Origin of the sequence: Ectopseudomonas composti (assembly GCF_001567565.1) — a bacterium.
GTDB classification, from domain to species: Bacteria; Pseudomonadota; Gammaproteobacteria; order Pseudomonadales; family Pseudomonadaceae; genus Aquipseudomonas; species Aquipseudomonas composti_A.
Window position 1 is genome coordinate 477,370 of sequence record NZ_LSSW01000029.1, and the last position, 18,234, is coordinate 495,603.

An 18,234-nucleotide genomic window follows, 5' to 3' on the forward strand; every position below is an offset into this window, starting at 1 on the left:
GCTAGGGCGCGATTATCTCAGGGATAACCGAGCGTGGTTTTGATCTGCTGCAGGTTGGCGGCGATCCAGCGCTTGTCGATCGGGCCCCAGTCGCGAATCCGGTAGTGGCCGGCGTTGTTGCGTTCACCCTCGTTCTGTTCGAACTGGCAATCGATGTCCAGCTCGGCCAGGGCGGCCAGGGTGTCCTGCGCGGTGCGCCGCGGCATGCCGGTGGCGTCCATCAGCGCCGGCACGCTGACCGCCTGGCCGCTGTCGATCAGCCAGGCCAGGTAAAGGCGGCGGTAGAAGCTGGTGCGGGTCTTGCTCGTCTGCATGGTGACTCCCTGTACGGTGCCGAGCGCCGCGTGGATCAGGCGGCGAACATCAGGATGTAGGTGGCTGCGCCGGCCAGGTAGCCGATGAAGGCCAGGCCGGTGATCTTCTTCAGATACCAGATGAAGTTGATCTTCTCCATGCCCATGGCCGCAACGCCCGCTGCTGAGCCGATGATCAGGCAGCTGCCGCCGGTACCGGCGCAATAGGCGAGCATTTCCCAGAAGTTGCCATTGACCACGAAGCTGCGCAGCCATGGCAGCTCGTCAGCGGCCGCCGTCGCCAGGGCCTCGGGGCTGATCAGCGGGTACATCTTCATGGCCCCGGCGACCATCGGCACGTTGTCCACCACGGCCGAGAGCATGCCGATGGAGATGGCGATGCTGTAGACGTTACCCAGGCCGTCCTTGAGCAGGGTGGCCACCTGAGTCAGGTGGCCGGCGCTGGACAGCGCGGAAACCGCGAGCAGGATGCCGAGGAAGAACAGCACGCTGGTGATGTCGATACGGCGCAGCACGCCGACCACCGACAGCGGGTCCTTCTCTTCGCTGTTCTTGCTGCGGTGGATGATCTCGGTGGTGATCCACAGCAGGCTGAGACCGAAGAGGATGCCCATGTACGGCGGCAGATGGGTGACGGTCTTGAAGATCGGTACGAAGATCAGTGCACCCAGACCCAGGCTGAACACCAGGTTGCGCTCGAACGGTGTGGTCGGATCACGGCGGCTTTCGTTGCTTTCCTTGATGCGCGGTTCGGCCACTTCGCCCTTGAGGCGAAAGCTCATGATCAGCAGCGGCACCAGCAGGCAGACCAGGCTGGGCAGGAACAGCTTGACGATGATGCCGGTAGCGGTGACCTGGTTGCCGATCCACAGCATGGTGGTGGTGACGTCACCGATCGGCGACCAGGCGCCGCCGGCGTTGGCGGCGACGACCACGATGCCGGCGTAGAACCAGCGCTCATGCTGGTCGGCGATCAGCTTGCGCAGCAGCGAGATCATCACGATGGTGGTGGCCAGGTTGTCCAGTGCCGAGGACAGGAAGAAGGTGATCAGCCCCACCAGCCACAGCAGGTGGACGCGCTTGTGGGTGCGGATGCGGTCGGTGATCACCTTGAAGCCTTCGTGGGCATCGATCAGCTCGACGATGGTCATCGCGCCCATCAGGAAGAACAGGATTTCGGAGATCTCGCCGAGGTGGTGGCGCAGTTCCTCGACCACGTGATGGGTGTTGGTGCTCGAGCCTGCGGTACCGGTGCCGAGCAACGGCAGGATGCTGTCTGCGCCGATGACCAGAAGGGTCCAGGCAATTACGGCGGTGAGCAGTGCGGAGGCTGCCTTGTCGATCTTTAACGGGTGTTCGAGTGCAATGCACAGGTAACCGAGGACGAATACGAGTGCCATCAACGCATACATGGAGGGTCCGCCTGTTTTCTTCTGTTGATATTGAAGGTCGGTAGGCGGGGGAAGATGCCTGAAACACCTTGTAAAAGGAAAGGACTTAATGCCGCAGCGGCGCTGCGAGGGCGATCCATGCCGCTCGCGCGCAGGTGAGCAGGGGCTACTGTGCCGCGCTGGTGCGGCGTGGCGGCAGCAGGTAGGCCAGGCTGATGGCCAGCACCGGCATGATCAGGTTGAAGAAGCAGTACGGTAGATAGCTCAGGGTGGCGACGCCAAGCGTGGCAGCCATGTAGGCGCCGCAGGTGTTCCAGGGCACCAGCACCGAGGTCAGGGTGCCGCCGTCTTCCAGTGCGCGCGACAGGCTGGTCGGAGCCAGGCCGCGCTTCTCGTATTCGGCGCGGTACATGCGACCCGGCAGCACCAGGGCGATGTACTGGTCGGCGGTGATGACGTTGGTACCGATGGTGGTGGTGATGGTACTGGCGACCAGGCCGCTGTCGCTGCGCACCAGGCGCAGCGCGCTCTGCAACAGGCGTTGCAGCAGGCCGAGGCGCTCCAGCACGCCGCCAAAGCACATGGCGCAGATGATCAGCCAGACGGTGGTGAGCATGCTGGCCATGCCGCCTTTGGACAACAGACCATCGAGCTCGGCATTGCCGCTGGCCGATTCATAACCGGCGAACAGTGCGCTCCATACCGTTTTCAATGGCGCCAGGGCCCCGGCCGAGGGATCGGCCAGCCGCGCCATCACGTCGGGCTGGAAGGCGATGGCGAACAGCGCACCGAGCAGGGCGGCGAGAAATATCGCCGGGAAGGCGGCCCATTGGCGTACCGCCAGCAGCAACAGGAAGGCCACCGGCAGCAGCAGGTGCCAGCCCAGGCGGAACTGGGCTTCCAGCGCAGCGAGGACCTCGCTGATGCGCCCGGTGTCGTGTTCGGTGCTGGCCTGCTGGCCGAGGGTGAAGAAGATCGCCAGGGCAATCAGCAGCGCCGGCACCGTGGTGCGCAGCATGTTGCGGATATGCGCGAACAGGTCGGCGCCGGCGGCGGCTGGCGCCAGGTTGGTGGTGTCCGACAGCGGCGACAGCTTGTCGCCGAAGTAGGCACCGGAAATGATCGCGCCGGCGGTGATCGCCGGGTCCAGGCCAAGGCCGGCGGCCACGCCCATCAGGCCGATACCGAGGGTGCCGGCCACCGTCCAGGAGCTGCCGATGGACAGCGCGGTGAGCGCGCAGATCAGGCAACTGGTGACATAGAAGTACTCGGCGCTGATCAGCTTCAGGCCGAGCCAGATCATGGTCGGCACGGTGCCGGCGAGAATCCAGGTGCCGATCAGCGCGCCGACCGCGAGCAGGATCAGGTTGGCCTTCATCGCCATGTGGATGCCGGCGAGTATGCCTTCCTCGATCTCGCTCCAGCGCAGGCCGTTCTTCAGCCCGACCAGGCCGGCGACGAAGGCGGCGCTCATCAGGGCGATCTGGTTCGGGCCGCTGGAGGAGCCATCGCCGAACAGGTAGACGGAAAGACTGAGGAGAACGACGAGCACGCCGATAGGCAGTAGCGCATCGGCAAGGGAAGGGGAGCGGGCTGTCATGGGTATACCGGGCAATCAAACTAACCGTGGGAGGGGCTTCAGCCGCGACTTTGCTGTTAAAGCTCGCGGCTGACGCCCCTGCCACAAAAAACAAAACCCGCGCCTTTCAGGGCGCGGGTCTGTGGGTGTTGCGCGATGATCAGAGTGCGGCGATCTTGCCGCGCTGCTCGACCATCTTGGCCAGGGCCTGCTCGGCCTCGGTCAGTTTGGCGCGTTCCTTCTCCAGCACTTCGGCCGGGGCCTTGGCGACGAAGCCTTCGTTGGCGAGTTTGCCGCTGACGCGTTTGACTTCACCTTCCAGGCGGCCGATCTCCTTGTCCAGGCGCGCCAGTTCGGCGTCCTTGTCGATCAGCCCGGCCATCGGCACCAGCACTTCCATGTCGCCGACCAGGGTGGTGGCAGACATCGGCGCTTCTTCACCGGCGGCCAGCACGCGTACCGATTCGAGTTTGGCCAGCTTGTTCAGCAGCGGTTCGAAGTCGGCCAGGCGGCGCTGGTCGGAGGCCGAGGCGTTGGCGACGATGATGTCTATGCGCTTGGCCATGGAGATCTTCATCTCGCCACGGATCTGGCGTACGCCGAGCATCAGCTGCTTGACCCACTCGATATCGCCTTCGGCGGCGGCGTCGATGCGGCTCTCGTTGGCCACCGGCCAGGGTTGCAGCATCAGAGTCTCGCCCTGCACACCGGCCTGGCCCTTGATGCGTTGCCAGATTTCTTCGCTGATGAACGGCATGAACGGATGTGCCAGGCGCAGGATCACTTCCAGCACGCGCACCAGGGTGCGGCGGGTGCCGCGCTGGCGTTCGAGCGGCGCGTTCTCGTCCCACAGCACCGGCTTGACCAGTTCCAGGTACCAGGCGCAGTACTCGTCCCAGACGAATTCGTAGAGTGCCTGGGTGGCCAGGTCGAAACGGAAGGCGTCGAGGTGGCGGGTTACGTCCTGCTCGCAGCGCTGCAGCGCGGAGATGATCCAGCGGTCGACCGGCGACAGGTCCACTGCCTCGCCATTGATGCCGGTGTCCTGGCCATCGGTGTTCTCGATGACGAAGTTGGCGGCGTTCCACAGCTTGTTGCAGAAGTTGCGGTAACCCTCGACGCGGCCCATGTCGAACTTCACGTCGCGGCCGGTGGTGGCTAGCGAGCAGAAGGTGAAGCGCAGGGCGTCGGTGCCGTAGCTGGCGATGCCGTCCGGGAATTCGGCCTTGGTCTGCTTGGCGATCTTCTCGGCCAGCTTGGGCTGCATCATGCCGCTGGTGCGTTTTTCCAGCAGCTCGTCGAGGGTGATGCCGTCGACGATGTCCAGCGGATCGAGCACGTTGCCCTTGGACTTGGACATCTTCTGGCCCTGGCCATCGCGCACCAGGCCGTGCACGTAGACGGTCTTGAACGGAATCTGCCCGGTCAGGTGGGTCGACAGCATGATCATCCGGGCGACCCAGAAGAAGATGATGTCGAAGCCGGTGACCAGCACGTCGGTGGGGTGGAAGGTCTTGAGGAAGTCGGTCTGCTGCGGCCAGCCGAGGGTGGAGAAGGTCCACAGGCCGGAGCTGAACCAGGTGTCGAGCACGTCTTCGTCCTGGCGCAGAGCAGCATCGCCGAGGTTGTGCTTGGCGCGCACTTCCGCCTCGTCACGGCCGACGTAGACGTTGCCGGCTTCGTCGTACCAGGCCGGGATGCGGTGGCCCCACCACAGCTGACGGCTGATGCACCAGTCCTGGATGTCGCGCATCCAGCTGAAGTACATGTTCTCGTATTGCTTGGGCACGAACTGGATTTCACCGCTCTCGACCACGGCGATGGCTTTCTCCGCCAGCGGCTTGGTGGAGACGTACCACTGGTCGGTCAGCCACGGCTCGATCACGGTGCCGGAACGGTCGCCCTTGGGCACCTTCAGGGCGTGGTCTTCGATCTTCTCCAGCAGGCCGGCGGCGTCGAAGGCGGCAACGATCTGCTTGCGCGCCTCGAAGCGATCCAGGCCGGCGAACTGTGCCGGAATGTTGGCTTCGACCTGCTCGTTGACGCTGCCGTCGAGGTTGAACACCTGGGCAGTGGCCAGCACGGCGGCGTTCTTGTCGAAGATGTTGATCAGCGGCAGGTTGTGGCGCTTGCCCACTTCGTAGTCGTTGAAATCGTGGGCCGGAGTGATCTTCACGCAGCCGGTGCCGAACTCGGGGTCGCAGTAATCGTCGGCGATGATCGGGATGCGGCGGCCCAGCAGCGGCAGTTCGACGTAGCTGCCGATCAGCGCCTTGTAGCGCTCGTCTTCCGGGTGCACGGCCACGGCGCTGTCGCCGAGCATGGTTTCCGGGCGGGTGGTGGCGACGATCAGGTAGTCATTGCCTTCGGCAGTCTTCTTGCCGTCGGCCAGCGGGTAGCGCAGGTTCCACAGCGAGCCTTTCTCGTCGTGGTTTTCCACTTCCAGGTCGGAAATGGCGGTGTGGAACTTGGTGTCCCAGTTGACCAGGCGCTTGCCGCGGTAGATCAGGCCGTCTTCATGCAGGCGGACGAAGGCTTCCTTGACCGCTTCGGACAGGCCGTCGTCCATGGTGAAACGCTCGCGCGACCAGTCCACCGACGAGCCGAGGCGGCGGATCTGCCGGGTGATGGTGCCGCCGGACTGGTTCTTCCATTCCCAGACCTTCTCCAGGAACTTCTCGCGGCCCAGGTCGTGGCGGCCGATGCCGTCGGCGGCCAGCTGGCGCTCCACCACCATCTGCGTGGCGATACCGGCGTGGTCAGTGCCCGGCTGCCACAGGGTGTTGCGGCCCTGCATGCGGCGGAAGCGAATCAGCGCATCCATGATCGCGTTGTTGAAACCGTGCCCCATGTGCAGGCTGCCGGTGACGTTCGGCGGCGGGATCATGATGGTGTACGGCTCACCGCTACCTTGGGGGGCGAAGTAGTTGTTCTGCTCCCAGTTCTGGTACCAGTTGGATTCGATGGCGTGCGGCTGGTAGGTCTTGTCCATGCGCGGCGGGACCCTTGTGACGGCTGATCGGAAAAGCCGACAAGTATAACGGGGATGGGCCTTGCGGCGTAAGGGCTGCGCGTCAGAGGACGGTGGCGCGCTGCTGAGTTCGCGCTGCACCGCGTGCCTTGAGGCGTGTCAGGGTTTGCGCGGTGGCAGCAGGCGCGGCAGGCGGGCTTCGAGGCGGCGCTTGAGCTCGGCTTCGATCTGCGGCACGAAATCGTCGATCACGTCCTGCAAAATCAGTTGCGCAGCGGCGCGCAGTTCACCACTCAGGTGCTGAAGGTCGCGGGCACTGTCGTGCAGGCGCGGCTCGATGCGCTCGCGCAGCGGGCTCGGGGCAGCGCTTGCAGCAGGCTGCGCTGGGGCGGCCGGCTTGGCTGGCGGTGAAACATGAAAAGGGGGTGGCGGGCCGGGGGGCGCGCTGACGATGTCGGAGAGCACCGGAATGCTGTCCGGATCGAGTGACTCGATCAGCAGCGGCGGCTCGGAGCTGTCGTCACCCAGCAGCTCGCGGATCGACTCCAGGTCGTGCAGCAACTGAGCAGGTTTTTGTGGCGGCTTGGGGGTGTCCATGATGATCGGCACAGCGAGAAGTTGGGCGGGAGTGACATGAGTTGTGAGCGTGCACGGACACTAAAGTTCGACGCGTTGTGGATCATACCCGCGCTGGCGATAGGTGCGGAAATTCTCGCGACAGGCGCCCAGCAGTTCAGGCTGCTGATTGACGATCTCGATGATGCGTGAAAAACGTTCGACATGCGGCGACAGGCTGCTGCCAAGGTTGATCAGTACGCCTTGCTCGGCGCTCGGCACTTCGTCGATACCCAGTACCACGGGCGACAGCGGGGCGTCCTGGTACAGATCATGGGGCACGAAACGTTCGGCCTTGAACTGCCAGAGCATTTCGTCGAGCTCGCCGCACTGCGCCTCGTCGCTGCCGCGCACGAACACCGGCAAGCCGGCGCTCCAGGCCTTGAGCGCCAGTTGGCAGGCCGCGCGCAAGCGACCTGTGGCGTCGCTGGAGGAGAGAACGTAGAACTCGATTCTGGGCATTCGGTTTTCAGTAGGTCAGGGGTGGTGGCTGAATGCTGTAGGAGCGATTTCATCGCGAGTTATCGCGGCTGAAGCCGCTCCTACAGGGGCGTGGCCCGGCTATGGCATCAGGCCTTGGCGCGATCCAGCAGGTATTGGGTCAGCATCGGTACCGGACGGCCAGTGCCGCCCTTGTCCTTGCCGCCGCTGATCCAGGCGGTGCCGGCGATATCCAGGTGCGCCCAGTGGAAGTTCTTGGCGAAGCGCGACAGGAAGCAGCCGGCGGTGATGGTGCCAGCCTTCGGCCCGCCGATGTTGGCGATGTCGGCGAACGGGCTGTCGAGCTGCTCCTGGTACTCGTCATGCAGCGGTAGCTGCCAGGCGCGATCGTCGGCGCTTTCGCCGGCCTTGAGGATCTGCTTGATCAGCGTGTCGTTGTTGCCCATCAGGCCGGAGACGTTGCTGCCCAGGGCGACGATGCAGGCGCCGGTGAGGGTGGCGATGTCGATCACAGCCTGCGGCTTGAAGCGCTCGGCGTAGGTCAGGGTATCGCACAGCACCAGGCGGCCTTCGGCGTCGGTGTTGAGGATTTCCACGGTCTGCCCGCTCATGGTTGTGACGATGTCGCCAGGGCGGGTGGCGCGACCACTGGGCATGTTCTCGGCGCAGGCCAGCAGGCACACCAGGTTGATCGGCAGTTGCAGCTCGAGCACGGCCTTGAGGGTGCCGAACACGCTGGCGGCGCCGCACATGTCGTACTTCATCTCGTCCATGCCGGCAGCCGGCTTGATGCTGATGCCGCCGGTGTCGAAGGTGATGCCCTTGCCGACCAGGGCGAAGGGTTTCTCATCCTTCTTGCCGCCCTGGTAGTGCATGACGATCATCCGCGGCGGCTGCTCGCTGCCCTGGGCTACGGCGAGGAAGGCGCCGGCGCCGAGCTCCTTGAGCTTCTTCTCGTCGAGGATCTCGACCTTGAGGTTCTTGTGCGCCTTGCCCAGAGCCTTGGCCTCTTCGGCCAGGTAGCTGGGGTGGCACAGATTCGGTGGCAGGTTGCCCAGATCCTTGGTGAAGGCGACGCCGCTGGCAATGGCGCGGGCATGCTGCAGGGCACGTTCGGCATCGGCCAACTCGGCCTTATCGACGACCAGGGTGATCTTCTTCAGAGCACGCGGGTCGGCTTTCTGGCTCTTGAACTGCTCGAACAGGTAGGTGCCGTCGGCCAGGGTTTCCACGATCAGGCGGGTCTTGCCATAGGTGTCGCGGCTCTTGACCTTGAGTTCGCCCAGGGCGAGCAGGGCGTCGCTGCCGCCCAGGCTCTTGAGCACGCCATGCACGCTGGCAACCAGCTTGCGCAGTTGGCGGTCGGACAGGTCGCCCTTGCCGCAGCCCACCAGCAGTACGCGTTCGGCCTTGAGTCCTGGCAGACTGTGCAACAGCAGGGTCTGGCCTGGTTTGCCGGCGATGTCGCCGCGCTTGAGCACGGCGCTCAGTGCGCCATTGCTGGCCAGGTCGACGGCCTTGGCGGCATCGCCGAGCTTACGGCCTTCACCGATGGCGACAACCAGCGTCGCGGTTTTCAGGGTTTCCGGGCGGGTACTTTTGACGAGCAATTCCATAGTGAGCTGTCCCCAAGACAAAGAGTCGGGTTTGACGGATAATGGCCGCCATTTTTCGAGGGTCCACCCTGCGGTGGGCCGGCAAGTAGGTGCGGCTAGTTTGAGCGCTCGCGCCTGAGCCTGACAACCCTGGAGCGTCCGGTTTGATCGTCTTCCGTTATCTGTCCCGCGAAGTGCTGGTGACCCTCAGTGCAGTGAGCGCTGTGCTGTTGGTAATCATCATGAGTGGTCGTTTCATCAAATACCTGGCCCAAGCCGCACAGGGCGTGCTCGATCCTGGCGTGCTGTTTCTGATCATGGGTTACCGGATTCCCGGCTTCCTGCAGTTGATCCTGCCGCTTGGTCTGTTCCTCGGTTTCCTGCTGGCCTACGGCCGCCTGTACCTGGACAGCGAGATGACCGTGCTGTCGGCTACCGGTGTGAGCCAGCAGCGCCTCACCGCCTACAGCATGGCGCCGGCCCTGATCGTCGCACTGCTGGTCGGCTGGCTGAGCCTTGGCCTGGCGCCGCAAGGCGTGGCCAGCGTGGCACGCATCATCAGTGAGCAGGATGCCCTGACCGAGCTCGATACTCTGGTGCCGGGCCGCTTCCAGTCGCTGCGCGATGGTTCCCGGGTGACCTATTCGCAGGAGTTGTCGGCCGACCGCAGCGAGCTGCGCGGCGTGTTCATGTCGGAAAAGCGCTTCGCTGCAGATGGCCGTTCCGAGCGCGGCATTACCGTGCTGGTAGCCGAAAGCGGTCGTCAGGAAATTCAGAAAGATGGCAGCCGTTATCTGATTCTGGAAAATGGTTACCGCTATGACGGCGAGCCGGGCGAGGCGGATTACCGCGCCATCCAGTACGACACCTACGGCGTGTTGCTGCCCAAGCCCGAGGTGGCCGTCGAAGCCAGCGAACGTGAGGCGACGCCGACTCGTGAGCTGTTCGGCAGCGAGGACCCGCGCATGCAGGCCGAACTGCAATGGCGCCTGTCACTGCCGTTGCTGGTGTTCATCGTCACCTTGCTGGCCGTGCCGTTGTCGAAGGTCAATCCGCGCCAGGGGCGCTTCCTCAAGCTGCTGCCGGCGATCTTCCTTTATATGGCTTACCTTGGCTTGCTGATCGCTGCACGTGGTGCGCTGGACAAGGGGCAGCTGCCGCCGGCGCTGGGGTTGTGGTGGGTGCATGGCATCTTCCTCGCCATTGGCCTGTTGTTGCTTTACTGGGAACGTCTGAGTCTGTGGTGGGCCAGTCGTCGTGCGCCGGTGTCGGAGGTGGCTCATGGCTAAGTTGGATCGCTATATCGGTGCTCAGGTGTTCTTCGCCATTCTGGCAGTGCTGGGCATCATTCTCGGCTTGGCGCTGCTGTTCGCCTTCATCGACGAACTGGGCGACTTGAACAAGGGTGACTACGGCCTCGGCCAGGCGCTCTGGTACGTTCTGCTGACCGCGCCGCGCCGTGCCTACGAGATGCTGCCGATGGCAGCGCTGATCGGCTGCCTGATTGGCCTCGGTACATTGGCCAGCAACAGTGAGCTGACCATCATGCGCGCTGCCGGAGTGTCCATCGGGCGTATCGTCTGGGCGGTGATGAAGCCCATGCTGGTGCTGATGCTGGCCGGTATTCTGATCGGCGAATACGTCGCTCCGATGACCGAGAACCAGGCTCAGGCCGATCGTGCGCTCGCCCAGGGTGGCGGAGCGGCGCAGAGTTCCAAGCGCGGTATGTGGCATCGCCAGGGCCAGGAGTACGTGCACATCAATGCCGTGCAGCCCAATGGCATTCTGCTTGGGGTGACGCGTTACCGCTTCGATGATGAGCGTCGCCTGCTTTCGGCCAGTTTCGCCCGTCGCGCCGAGTACCGTGACAACCACTGGATGCTGCGCAACGTGCAGACCACGCTGCTGCATGACGATCATTCCGAAGTGCTCAATCAGCCGGAAGAACGCTGGGATATCGAGCTCAATCCAGAGCTGCTCGGCACCGTGGTGATGGAGCCCGAGGCCCTGTCGGTCACCGGGCTGTGGCAATACATCCATTACCTGGGCGAGCAGGGGCTGAACAATGCCCGCTACTGGCTGGCGTTCTGGACCAAGGTACTGCAGCCGCTGGTAACCGGCGCGCTGGTGGTGATGGCGATTTCCTTCATCTTCGGCCCGCTGCGTTCGGTGACGCTGGGCCAGCGCGTGTTCACTGGCGTGCTGGTGGGGTTCGTCTTCCGTATCGCCCAGGACCTGCTGGGGCCATCGAGCCTGGTATTCGGCTTCTCGCCGCTGCTTGCGGTGCTGGTGCCGGCCGGCATCTGTGCGCTGGCGGGTGTATGGCTGTTACGCCGCGCTGGCTGAGTCGATGGCGGGCATGAAAAAGCCGGTTCAATGAACCGGCTTTTTCGTATCTGCTCCGAGGTTACTTCTTGTGAATGTTCTTCGGCAGTTGCACCACGCGGCTATCGGAATAGATGTCGTGCCAGGTGCGGCCCTGTTTATCCCATAGCTGCCAGAGAAAACCGAGGCCGGCGAACAGCCACGAGCCAATGGCGACCACGAAGCGCAGCAGCGCCTGCCACAGGTCGATGGCCGTACCATCGGCATTCTGGATGCGCAGGCCCCAGGCCTGCATGCCCAGCGTCTGGCCGTTATGGGTCCAGAACTTGGCGAAGAAGGCGAACAGCGATAGAAGTGCCAGGCTGGCGAGAATCGGGTCATGGTCCAGGGCGCCGGCTTCGGCCATGGCTCTGAGCGTATCGCCTCCGTGGATCAGGCGCAGGATGCCCTGCTGGTAGACCAGGGTCACGACCATGACCAGGGCCACGCAGAGCAGAAAGTCGTAGAAGAGGGCCGCCAGGCGACGAATCAACCCGGCAGTGGGGAAATCTCCCTGCGGGCGCAGCTGGTGTTTCGGCATGATGGGCTCGCTGTGACGAAAGTGCGCGCCATTCTAACCGCGACTTTTCCTCAGGCATAAAAAAACCCCTGATAGAGATCAGGGGTTCTTCAAAGCAGCGGCGATTAGCCCAGGACTTGAACCTGGTCAGCCTGCATGCCTTTTTGACCTTGCACAGCTACGAAGCTGACTTTCTGGCCTTCTTTCAGGCTCTTGAAGCCGTTACCTTCGATCGCGCGGAAGTGCACGAACAGATCCGGACCGCTTTCAGGAGTGATAAAACCAAAACCTTTCTCGTCGTTAAACCACTTGACGGTACCGTTCTGACGATTCGACATGTCTTTTTCCTTGAAACTAGAGTTGATGACAGCCTCCAAGTATAGAGGGCTGAGACTGGTTGCAAGGAGTAATAGAAGTCGAGCGGGATGTAGCGGATCTTGATGATCTGCTGCACCAGAGTCACGATTCACAGCGACCCATGCAAACAGTTCGTTCACTCTACGCTAAGTTTTGCGCAATTGCCAACCCCCGCCAGCAAGGTCGCCAGCCAGGTTTTACGGGGCTTGCCGAGGTGCCGAAAAAGTTCCTCTGCAACCTGCTTGCAACAATTGCCCAAGTTGTTCGCGTAAAAACGAAAAAGCCCGCAAGACCAATGTCTTGCGGGCTTCGAATCGTGGTGCCCCGGGGGAGACTCGAACTCCCACTCCTTTCGAAAACGGATTTTGAATCCGCCGCGTCTACCGATTCCGCCACCGGGGCACGATGGCGGCGCAGTATAGGGATGCGTCTGGCGCTGGTCAATCGGCTGCAGTGCTGTGATTCGCTATTGGCGCGTTCCTGTACTAACAACCAATGGTAATGCTGATTGCGTCCGGCTTTTATGACCAGCTAACGGCTAAAATCGCGGCTGTCATCAAGACCGCCGAGTATGGCGTTTATATCAATGATTTCGGGGTGATGCCGTCGTGGGAGCCGTTGTGTGACCAGAGTATTGTGCCGGGCGCTGGTTGCCGCTCTGCTGCTCGTGCCGGGCGCTCGCGCCGAGACCCTGACCTACGCCGTGACCGATGAGAGCTGGGCGCCGTACTGGATCGTCGATGGGGCGCGTGTCAGTGGCATTCTCCACGACTTCATGCTCGCGCTGGATCAGCGTTTGCCAGAGCAGTTGCAGGCCAGTCATCCACTGCCGCCGCTGCGTACGCAGAAGCTTTTCCGCGAAGGCCATCTGCAGATCGAGTGCTGCGTCAGCAAGAGCTGGCGTAGCGATCGCGGGCAGATGGGGGTGTCACTGTGGACGGTACCGGTGCTGCAGGCTGAGGAAATGCTGATCTTCGCGCCGGGCAGGCGGTTTCCCTATCAGAGCCTGCAGGACTTGCGTGGTCGCTCGATCGCCACTGTGCGCGGTTATGGCTACGCTGGCAGTGAGTATTTCCAGCGCAACGATGGCGCCGATGCTCGGGCGCTGATCTATCTGGTAGCCCAGGGGCGCAGCGAGGCCGGCATTCTGGACCGCCTGGAGTGGCGCTACCTGCAGCACCAGAATTCGCAATCGCAGGCCTCGCGCTGGGAAGAGGTAGAGGAGGGGCCGACGATCAACCGCTCTCAGTTGCGCTTACGCCTGCATCGTGACCAGGCTGGTCGGCTGGAGGCCTTCAATGCCGCCATCCGCGCCCTGCAGGCCGACGGCACCTTGGCGCGTATTGTCGCCAACTACGCTCCGTAGGCTCACGTGGTCGGACAAGTGGAAATCCGGTAAGCTTTGCCACCCTGCAGAAATACCCCCTCCGAATCATGCGTGTTGCCGATTTCCACTTCGATCTTCCCGAGTCGCTGATCGCTCGTCACCCGTTGGCCGAGCGCCGCGCCAGTCGCCTGTTGCAGCTCGATGGAGCAAGTGGTGAGCTGCGCCATGGCCAGTTCACCGATGTGCTGGAGCAACTGCGTCCTGGCGACCTCATGGTGTTCAACAACACTCGAGTGATTCCGGCGCGCCTGTTCGGTCAGAAGGCCTCTGGCGGCAAGCTCGAGGTGCTGGTGGAGCGCGTGCTCGATCAGTATCGCGTGCTCGCTCACGTGCGCTCGAGTAAATCGCCCAAGCCCGGTTCGCAGATTCTCATCGACGGTGGTGGCGAGGCCGAGATGGTCGCGCGCCACGATGCGCTGTTCGAGCTGCGCTTTGCCGAGCCGGTGTTGCCGTTGCTCGAGCGTGTCGGGCACATGCCGCTGCCTCCTTATATAGACAGGCCGGATGACGAGGCGGATCGCGAGCGTTATCAGACCGTCTACGCGCAGAAGGCCGGCGCCGTGGCGGCTCCGACCGCGGGTCTGCACTTCGATGACGAATTGTTGGCGGCGATCCGCGCCACGGGGGTGGAAACCGCCTTCGTGACGCTGCATGTCGGTGCTGGCACTTTCCAGCCCGTGCGTGTCGAGCGTATCGAGGATCACCACATGCACAGCGAGTGGCTGGAGGTCGGCCAGGATGTGGTCGACGCCGTGGCAGCCTGTCGTGCGCGTGGCGGGCGTGTGGTTGCGGTGGGCACGACCAGTGTGCGCTCGCTGGAAACCGCAGCGCGAGACGGTGAGTTGCAGCCCTTCAGCGGTGATACCGACATCTTCATCTATCCAGGCCGCCCGTTTCATGTGGTCGATGCCCTGGTGACCAATTTCCACCTGCCCGAGTCGACCCTGCTGATGCTGGTGTCGGCCTTTGCCGGTTATTCCGAAACCATGGCCGCCTACCGCGAAGCCGTGGCGCAGGGCTATCGCTTCTTCAGTTACGGTGATGCCATGTTCATCACCCGCAATCCCGCCGCGCGCGGGCCCGAGGTTTGAGTATGACGCGCACCTGTCGCATGTCCTTCGAGTTGCTGGCTACCGATGGCAAGGCCCGTCGTGGTCGCCTGACCTTCCCGCGCGGTGTGGTCGAGACCCCGGCCTTCATGCCGGTGGGTACCTATGGCACGGTCAAGGGCATGCTCCCGCGCGACGTCGAGGGTATCGGCGCGCAGATCATTCTCGGCAATACCTTCCACCTGTGGCTGCGCCCAGGCATGGAGGTGGTCAAGAAACACGGTGACCTGCATGATTTCATGCAGTGGCAAGGGCCGATCCTTACCGACTCCGGTGGCTTCCAGGTGTTCAGCCTGGGTGCCATGCGCAAGATCAAGGAGGAGGGCGTGTACTTCGCTTCGCCGGTCGATGGCGCCAAGGTGTTCATGGGGCCGGAAGAGTCGATGCAGGTGCAGCGCGACCTGGGCTCGGACATCGTGATGATCTTCGACGAATGCACGCCCTATCCGGCCGAGTTCGACGTGGCCAAGCGCTCCATGGAGCTGTCGCTGCGCTGGGCCAAGCGCTCCAAGGTGGCGCATGGCGAGAGCAGCGCGGCGTTATTCGGCATCGTCCAGGGCGGCATGCATGAAGAGTTGCGCATGCGTTCGCTCGAAGGGCTGTGCGAGATCGGTTTCGACGGTCTGGCCATCGGCGGTCTGTCGGTTGGCGAGCCGAAGGAAGAAATGATCCGCGTGCTGGACTTCCTGCCGCCGCACATGCCAGCCGACAAGCCGCGTTACCTGATGGGCGTGGGCAAGCCGGAAGACCTGGTCGAGGGCGTGCGCCGTGGCGTGGACATGTTCGATTGCGTGATGCCGACGCGAAATGCGCGCAATGGCCACCTGTTCGTCGACACCGGCGTGGTGAAGATCCGCAATGCCGTGCACAAGCACGATGATTCACCGCTGGACCCGAGCTGCGACTGTTACACCTGCAAACATTTCTCGCGCGCTTATCTGCACCATCTGGACAAGTGCGGCGAAATGCTCGGTAGCATGCTCAATACCATCCACAACTTGCGGCATTATCAGCGGGTTATGGCTGGTTTGCGCGAGGCTATCGGACAGGGTACATTGGCCGCCTTCGTCGAAACCTTCTATGCCAAGCGTGGCCTGCCTGTGCCGCCGCTTGACTGATTCCTGAACGATTCAAGATCCTTTCCATTAGGAGTGTTACATGAGCTTTTTCATCCCCGCCGCCTACGCTGACACCGCGGCTGCTGGCCCTGCCGGCAGCGGTTTCGAGTGGGTATTTTTGATCGGTTTTCTGGTCATCTTCTATCTGATGATCTGGCGTCCGCAGGCCAAGCGTGCCAAGGAACACAAAAATCTGCTCGGCAACCTGCAGAAGGGCGACGAAGTGGTCACCAGCGGCGGCATCGCTGGCAAGGTGTCCAAGGTTGCTGAAGATTTCGTGGTCATCGAGGTGTCTGACACCGTCGAGCTGAAATTCCAGAAACAGGCCATCGCCGCCACCCTGCCCAAGGGCACGCTGAAAGCCATCTGATTCGGTTCTTAGTTTCCATTCGACGGGGCGCTTTAGGGCACTTCTAAAAACGTAGGCGAGGCAGCCAGCGCAAGGCAAAAACAGGCGAGAAACGGCCGGGGTCGCGACCGACTTTACGAGCGATTTTCGAGCATTTTGAGCCTGTTTTTAACGCAGCGATGGCAACGCAGGTAGTTTTTAGAGGTGCACTTTAGCGCCCCGCGTCATAAAGCGGGCGGCTCGTTCATGCTCAATAAATACCCTCTGTGGAAGTACCTGCTGATTCTGTCCGTACTGGCGATCGGTCTGGTTTACTCCATTCCCAATCTTTACCCTGACGATCCTGCCGTGCAGATCAGCGGCGCCAGCTCGGCGCTCAGCATTCAGCAGACGGATATCGATCGCGCCAGCAAGGCGCTGCAGGACGCCGGTATCTCCGTCAAGGCGGCCAGCATCGACGAGCGTGGTCGTGGTGGCCTGATTCGCCTGACCCGACAAGATGATCAACTGCCGGCCAAGGACATCGTTCGCCGTGCATTGGGCGACGATTACGTCGTGGCGCTGAACCTGGCGCAAACCACCCCCGACTGGCTGCGCAATCTGGGCGCGAGCCCGATGAAGCTGGGTCTGGACCTGTCCGGTGGTGTGCACTTCCTGCTGGAAGTCGACATGGAAAAGGCGCTGGATGTGCGCCGCAAGGTCTATGAAGGCGAAGTCAAGAGCCTGCTGCGCAAGGAGCGTGTGCGCTACCGCAGCATGCCGGAAAGCAATGGCCGTATTCAGCTCGGTTTCGCCGACAGCGAGACGCTGGACAAGGCCGAGAGCCTGATCCGCAAGGATTACAAGGACTTCGAACTGACCACCGTCGAGCGTGGTGGTCAGCAGGTTCTGCAACTGGGGCTGACCCAGGCCAAGATCGCCGAAATTCGCGAGTACTCGATCAAGCAGAACCTCACCACCGTGCGTAACCGGGTCAACGAGCTGGGCGTGGCCGAGCCGCTGGTGCAGCGCCAGGGTGCCAACCGCATCGTGGTCGAGCTGCCGGGCGTGCAGGACACTGCCGAGGCCAAGCGTATTCTCGGCAAGACCGCCAACCTGGAGTTCCGTTTGCAGGCTGAGCTGGACGCGCCGCGTGGTGCGACCGAGGACTTCGGCTTCCGTGAGGCCGGTCGTCCGCCGGTACAGTTGGAGCGCGAGCTGATCATCACCGGTGATCAGGTGACCGATGCCCAGGCCAGTTTCGACGAGAACGGTCGCCCGCAGGTGAACATTCGCCTCGACGGTCACGGCGGCGATCTGATGAATCGCGCCACGCGTAACAACGTAGGCCGCAGCATGGCGGTGATCTTCATCGAGCAGAAGCCGGTCACCCGCTACGTGCGCCAGAACGTCGATGGTGTCGAGCAGGAAGTCGCTGTTTCCTCCTTCGTCGAAGAGAAGAAGATCATCAGCCTGGCGACCATCCAGTCGGCACTCGGCAGCCAGTTCCGCATCACCGGTCTGAACGGCCAGGGCGAGTCCTCCGAGCTTGCGCTGCTGCTGCGTGCCGGTGGCCTGGCGGCGCCGATGTACTTCGCCGAAGAGCGCACCATCGGCCCAAGCCTGGGCGCCGAGAACATTGCCAAAGGTGTCGCTTCCACCGAGTGGGCGATGCTCTTCGTGGCGATCTTCATCATCGCCATTTATCGCTTCTTCGGTGTGCTGGCGACCGTGGCCCTGGCGTTCAACCTGGTGCTGCTGGTCGGTCTGATGTCTGCTATCGGGGCGACGCTCACCCTTCCGGGTATCGCCGGTATCGTGCTGACCCTGGGTATGGCGGTTGACGCCAACGTGCTGATTTTCTCGCGGATACGCGAGGAATTGGCCAACGGCTTGCCGGTGCAGCGAGCGATCCACGAAGGTTTCGATCGTGCCTTCTCGGCGATTCTAGACAGTAACCTGACCACCCTGTTGGTCGGGGGCATCCTGTTTGCCATGGGCACCGGTCCGGTCAAGGGCTTTGCCGTGACCATGTCACTGGGGATCGTGACTTCGATGTTCACAGCCATCATGTTCACCCGAGGTCTGGTCAACCTGATCTTCGGTGGTCGCAACGTCAAGAAGCTGTGGATCTGAGGTGCAGTC

16 protein-coding genes and 1 tRNA gene are annotated in these 18,234 nt (G+C 62.7%); 7 read left to right on the plus strand and 10 right to left on the minus strand.

Annotation, left to right across the window (positions count from 1 at the left end):
- Positions 1-17 precede the first annotated feature (17 nt).
- The 7 genes from PCLY_RS18705 to PCLY_RS18735 form a co-directional block, all read right to left on the minus strand.
- A complete protein-coding gene (locus tag PCLY_RS18705) occupies positions 18-314 on the minus strand; it encodes a winged helix-turn-helix domain-containing protein (RefSeq protein ID WP_061241111.1) in 297 nt (98 codons plus the stop codon).
- Positions 315-349: 35 nt separating this feature from the next.
- A complete protein-coding gene (gene nhaD / locus PCLY_RS18710; protein WP_061241112.1) occupies positions 350-1,726 on the minus strand; it encodes a sodium:proton antiporter NhaD in 1,377 nt (458 codons plus the stop codon).
- A 145-nt stretch (positions 1,727-1,871) separates the two neighbouring features.
- Complete coding sequence (nhaC, locus tag PCLY_RS18715; RefSeq protein WP_061241113.1) at positions 1,872-3,305, minus strand: Na+/H+ antiporter NhaC; 1,434 nt, start codon at positions 3,303-3,305, stop codon at positions 1,872-1,874.
- Positions 3,306-3,444: 139 nt separating this feature from the next.
- Positions 3,445-6,276: a valine--tRNA ligase gene (locus PCLY_RS18720; RefSeq protein WP_061241114.1), complete on the minus strand. Its 2,832-nt coding sequence runs from the start codon at positions 6,274-6,276 to the stop codon at positions 3,445-3,447.
- Between the two features lie 138 nt (positions 6,277-6,414).
- Positions 6,415-6,852 carry a hypothetical protein gene (locus tag PCLY_RS18725; protein ID WP_061241115.1) on the minus strand — a complete coding sequence of 146 codons (438 nt, stop codon included), beginning with the start codon at positions 6,850-6,852 and terminating at the stop codon, positions 6,415-6,417.
- Positions 6,853-6,912: 60 nt separating this feature from the next.
- Entirely contained in the window at positions 6,913-7,332 is a 420-nt protein-coding gene (locus tag PCLY_RS18730) for a DNA polymerase III subunit chi (protein ID WP_061241116.1), read from the minus strand.
- Positions 7,333-7,439: 107 nt separating this feature from the next.
- Positions 7,440-8,927, minus strand: coding sequence for a leucyl aminopeptidase (locus tag PCLY_RS18735; RefSeq protein WP_061241117.1), 1,488 nt, complete (start codon positions 8,925-8,927; stop codon positions 7,440-7,442).
- Between the two features lie 143 nt (positions 8,928-9,070).
- On the opposite strand from PCLY_RS18735, the gene lptF reads away from it, so the two are divergent.
- A complete protein-coding gene (gene lptF, locus PCLY_RS18740) occupies positions 9,071-10,195 on the plus strand; it encodes an LPS export ABC transporter permease LptF (protein WP_061241118.1) in 1,125 nt (374 codons plus the stop codon).
- Positions 10,188-11,252, plus strand: a complete 1,065-nt coding sequence (gene lptG / locus PCLY_RS18745) for an LPS export ABC transporter permease LptG (RefSeq protein WP_061241119.1) — start codon at positions 10,188-10,190, stop codon at positions 11,250-11,252. The genes lptF and lptG overlap by 8 nt, the downstream gene beginning before the upstream one ends.
- Positions 11,253-11,313: 61 nt before the next feature.
- Here lptG and PCLY_RS18750 read toward each other — a convergent pair whose 3' ends face one another.
- The 3 genes from PCLY_RS18750 to PCLY_RS18760 form a co-directional block, all read right to left on the minus strand.
- Positions 11,314-11,811, minus strand: a complete 498-nt coding sequence (locus PCLY_RS18750) for an RDD family protein (RefSeq protein ID WP_061241120.1) — start codon at positions 11,809-11,811, stop codon at positions 11,314-11,316.
- Positions 11,812-11,915: 104 nt separating this feature from the next.
- On the minus strand, positions 11,916-12,128 hold the full coding sequence (locus PCLY_RS18755) for a cold-shock protein (protein ID WP_003459665.1): 213 nt from the start codon (positions 12,126-12,128) through the stop codon (positions 11,916-11,918).
- Between the two features lie 336 nt (positions 12,129-12,464).
- Positions 12,465-12,549 (minus strand) — tRNA-Leu (locus PCLY_RS18760).
- Positions 12,550-12,769: 220 nt separating this feature from the next.
- Between PCLY_RS18760 and PCLY_RS18765 the strand changes: the two genes are divergently transcribed.
- The 5 genes from PCLY_RS18765 to secD all read left to right on the plus strand — a co-directional run bounded on the left by PCLY_RS18765 (position 12,770) and on the right by secD (position 18,225).
- Complete coding sequence (locus PCLY_RS18765) at positions 12,770-13,513, plus strand: substrate-binding periplasmic protein (RefSeq protein WP_061241121.1); 744 nt, start codon at positions 12,770-12,772, stop codon at positions 13,511-13,513.
- Between the two features lie 68 nt (positions 13,514-13,581).
- Positions 13,582-14,625, plus strand: a complete 1,044-nt coding sequence (queA, locus tag PCLY_RS18770) for a tRNA preQ1(34) S-adenosylmethionine ribosyltransferase-isomerase QueA (protein WP_061241122.1) — start codon at positions 13,582-13,584, stop codon at positions 14,623-14,625.
- 20 nt (positions 14,626-14,645) lie between these two features.
- The gene (gene tgt, locus PCLY_RS18775) at positions 14,646-15,761 is read left to right on the plus strand and encodes a tRNA guanosine(34) transglycosylase Tgt (protein ID WP_197432210.1); all 1,116 of its coding nucleotides are present in this window, start codon (positions 14,646-14,648) and stop codon (positions 15,759-15,761) included.
- A gap of 40 nt (positions 15,762-15,801) precedes the next feature.
- Positions 15,802-16,131 (plus strand): preprotein translocase subunit YajC, encoded by a 330-nt coding sequence (gene yajC, locus PCLY_RS18780; RefSeq protein WP_061241124.1) that lies wholly within the window; start codon positions 15,802-15,804, stop codon positions 16,129-16,131.
- A gap of 225 nt (positions 16,132-16,356) precedes the next feature.
- Positions 16,357-18,225: a protein translocase subunit SecD gene (gene secD, locus PCLY_RS18785; RefSeq protein WP_061241125.1), complete on the plus strand. Its 1,869-nt coding sequence runs from the start codon at positions 16,357-16,359 to the stop codon at positions 18,223-18,225.
- Positions 18,226-18,234: the final 9 nt, after the last annotated feature.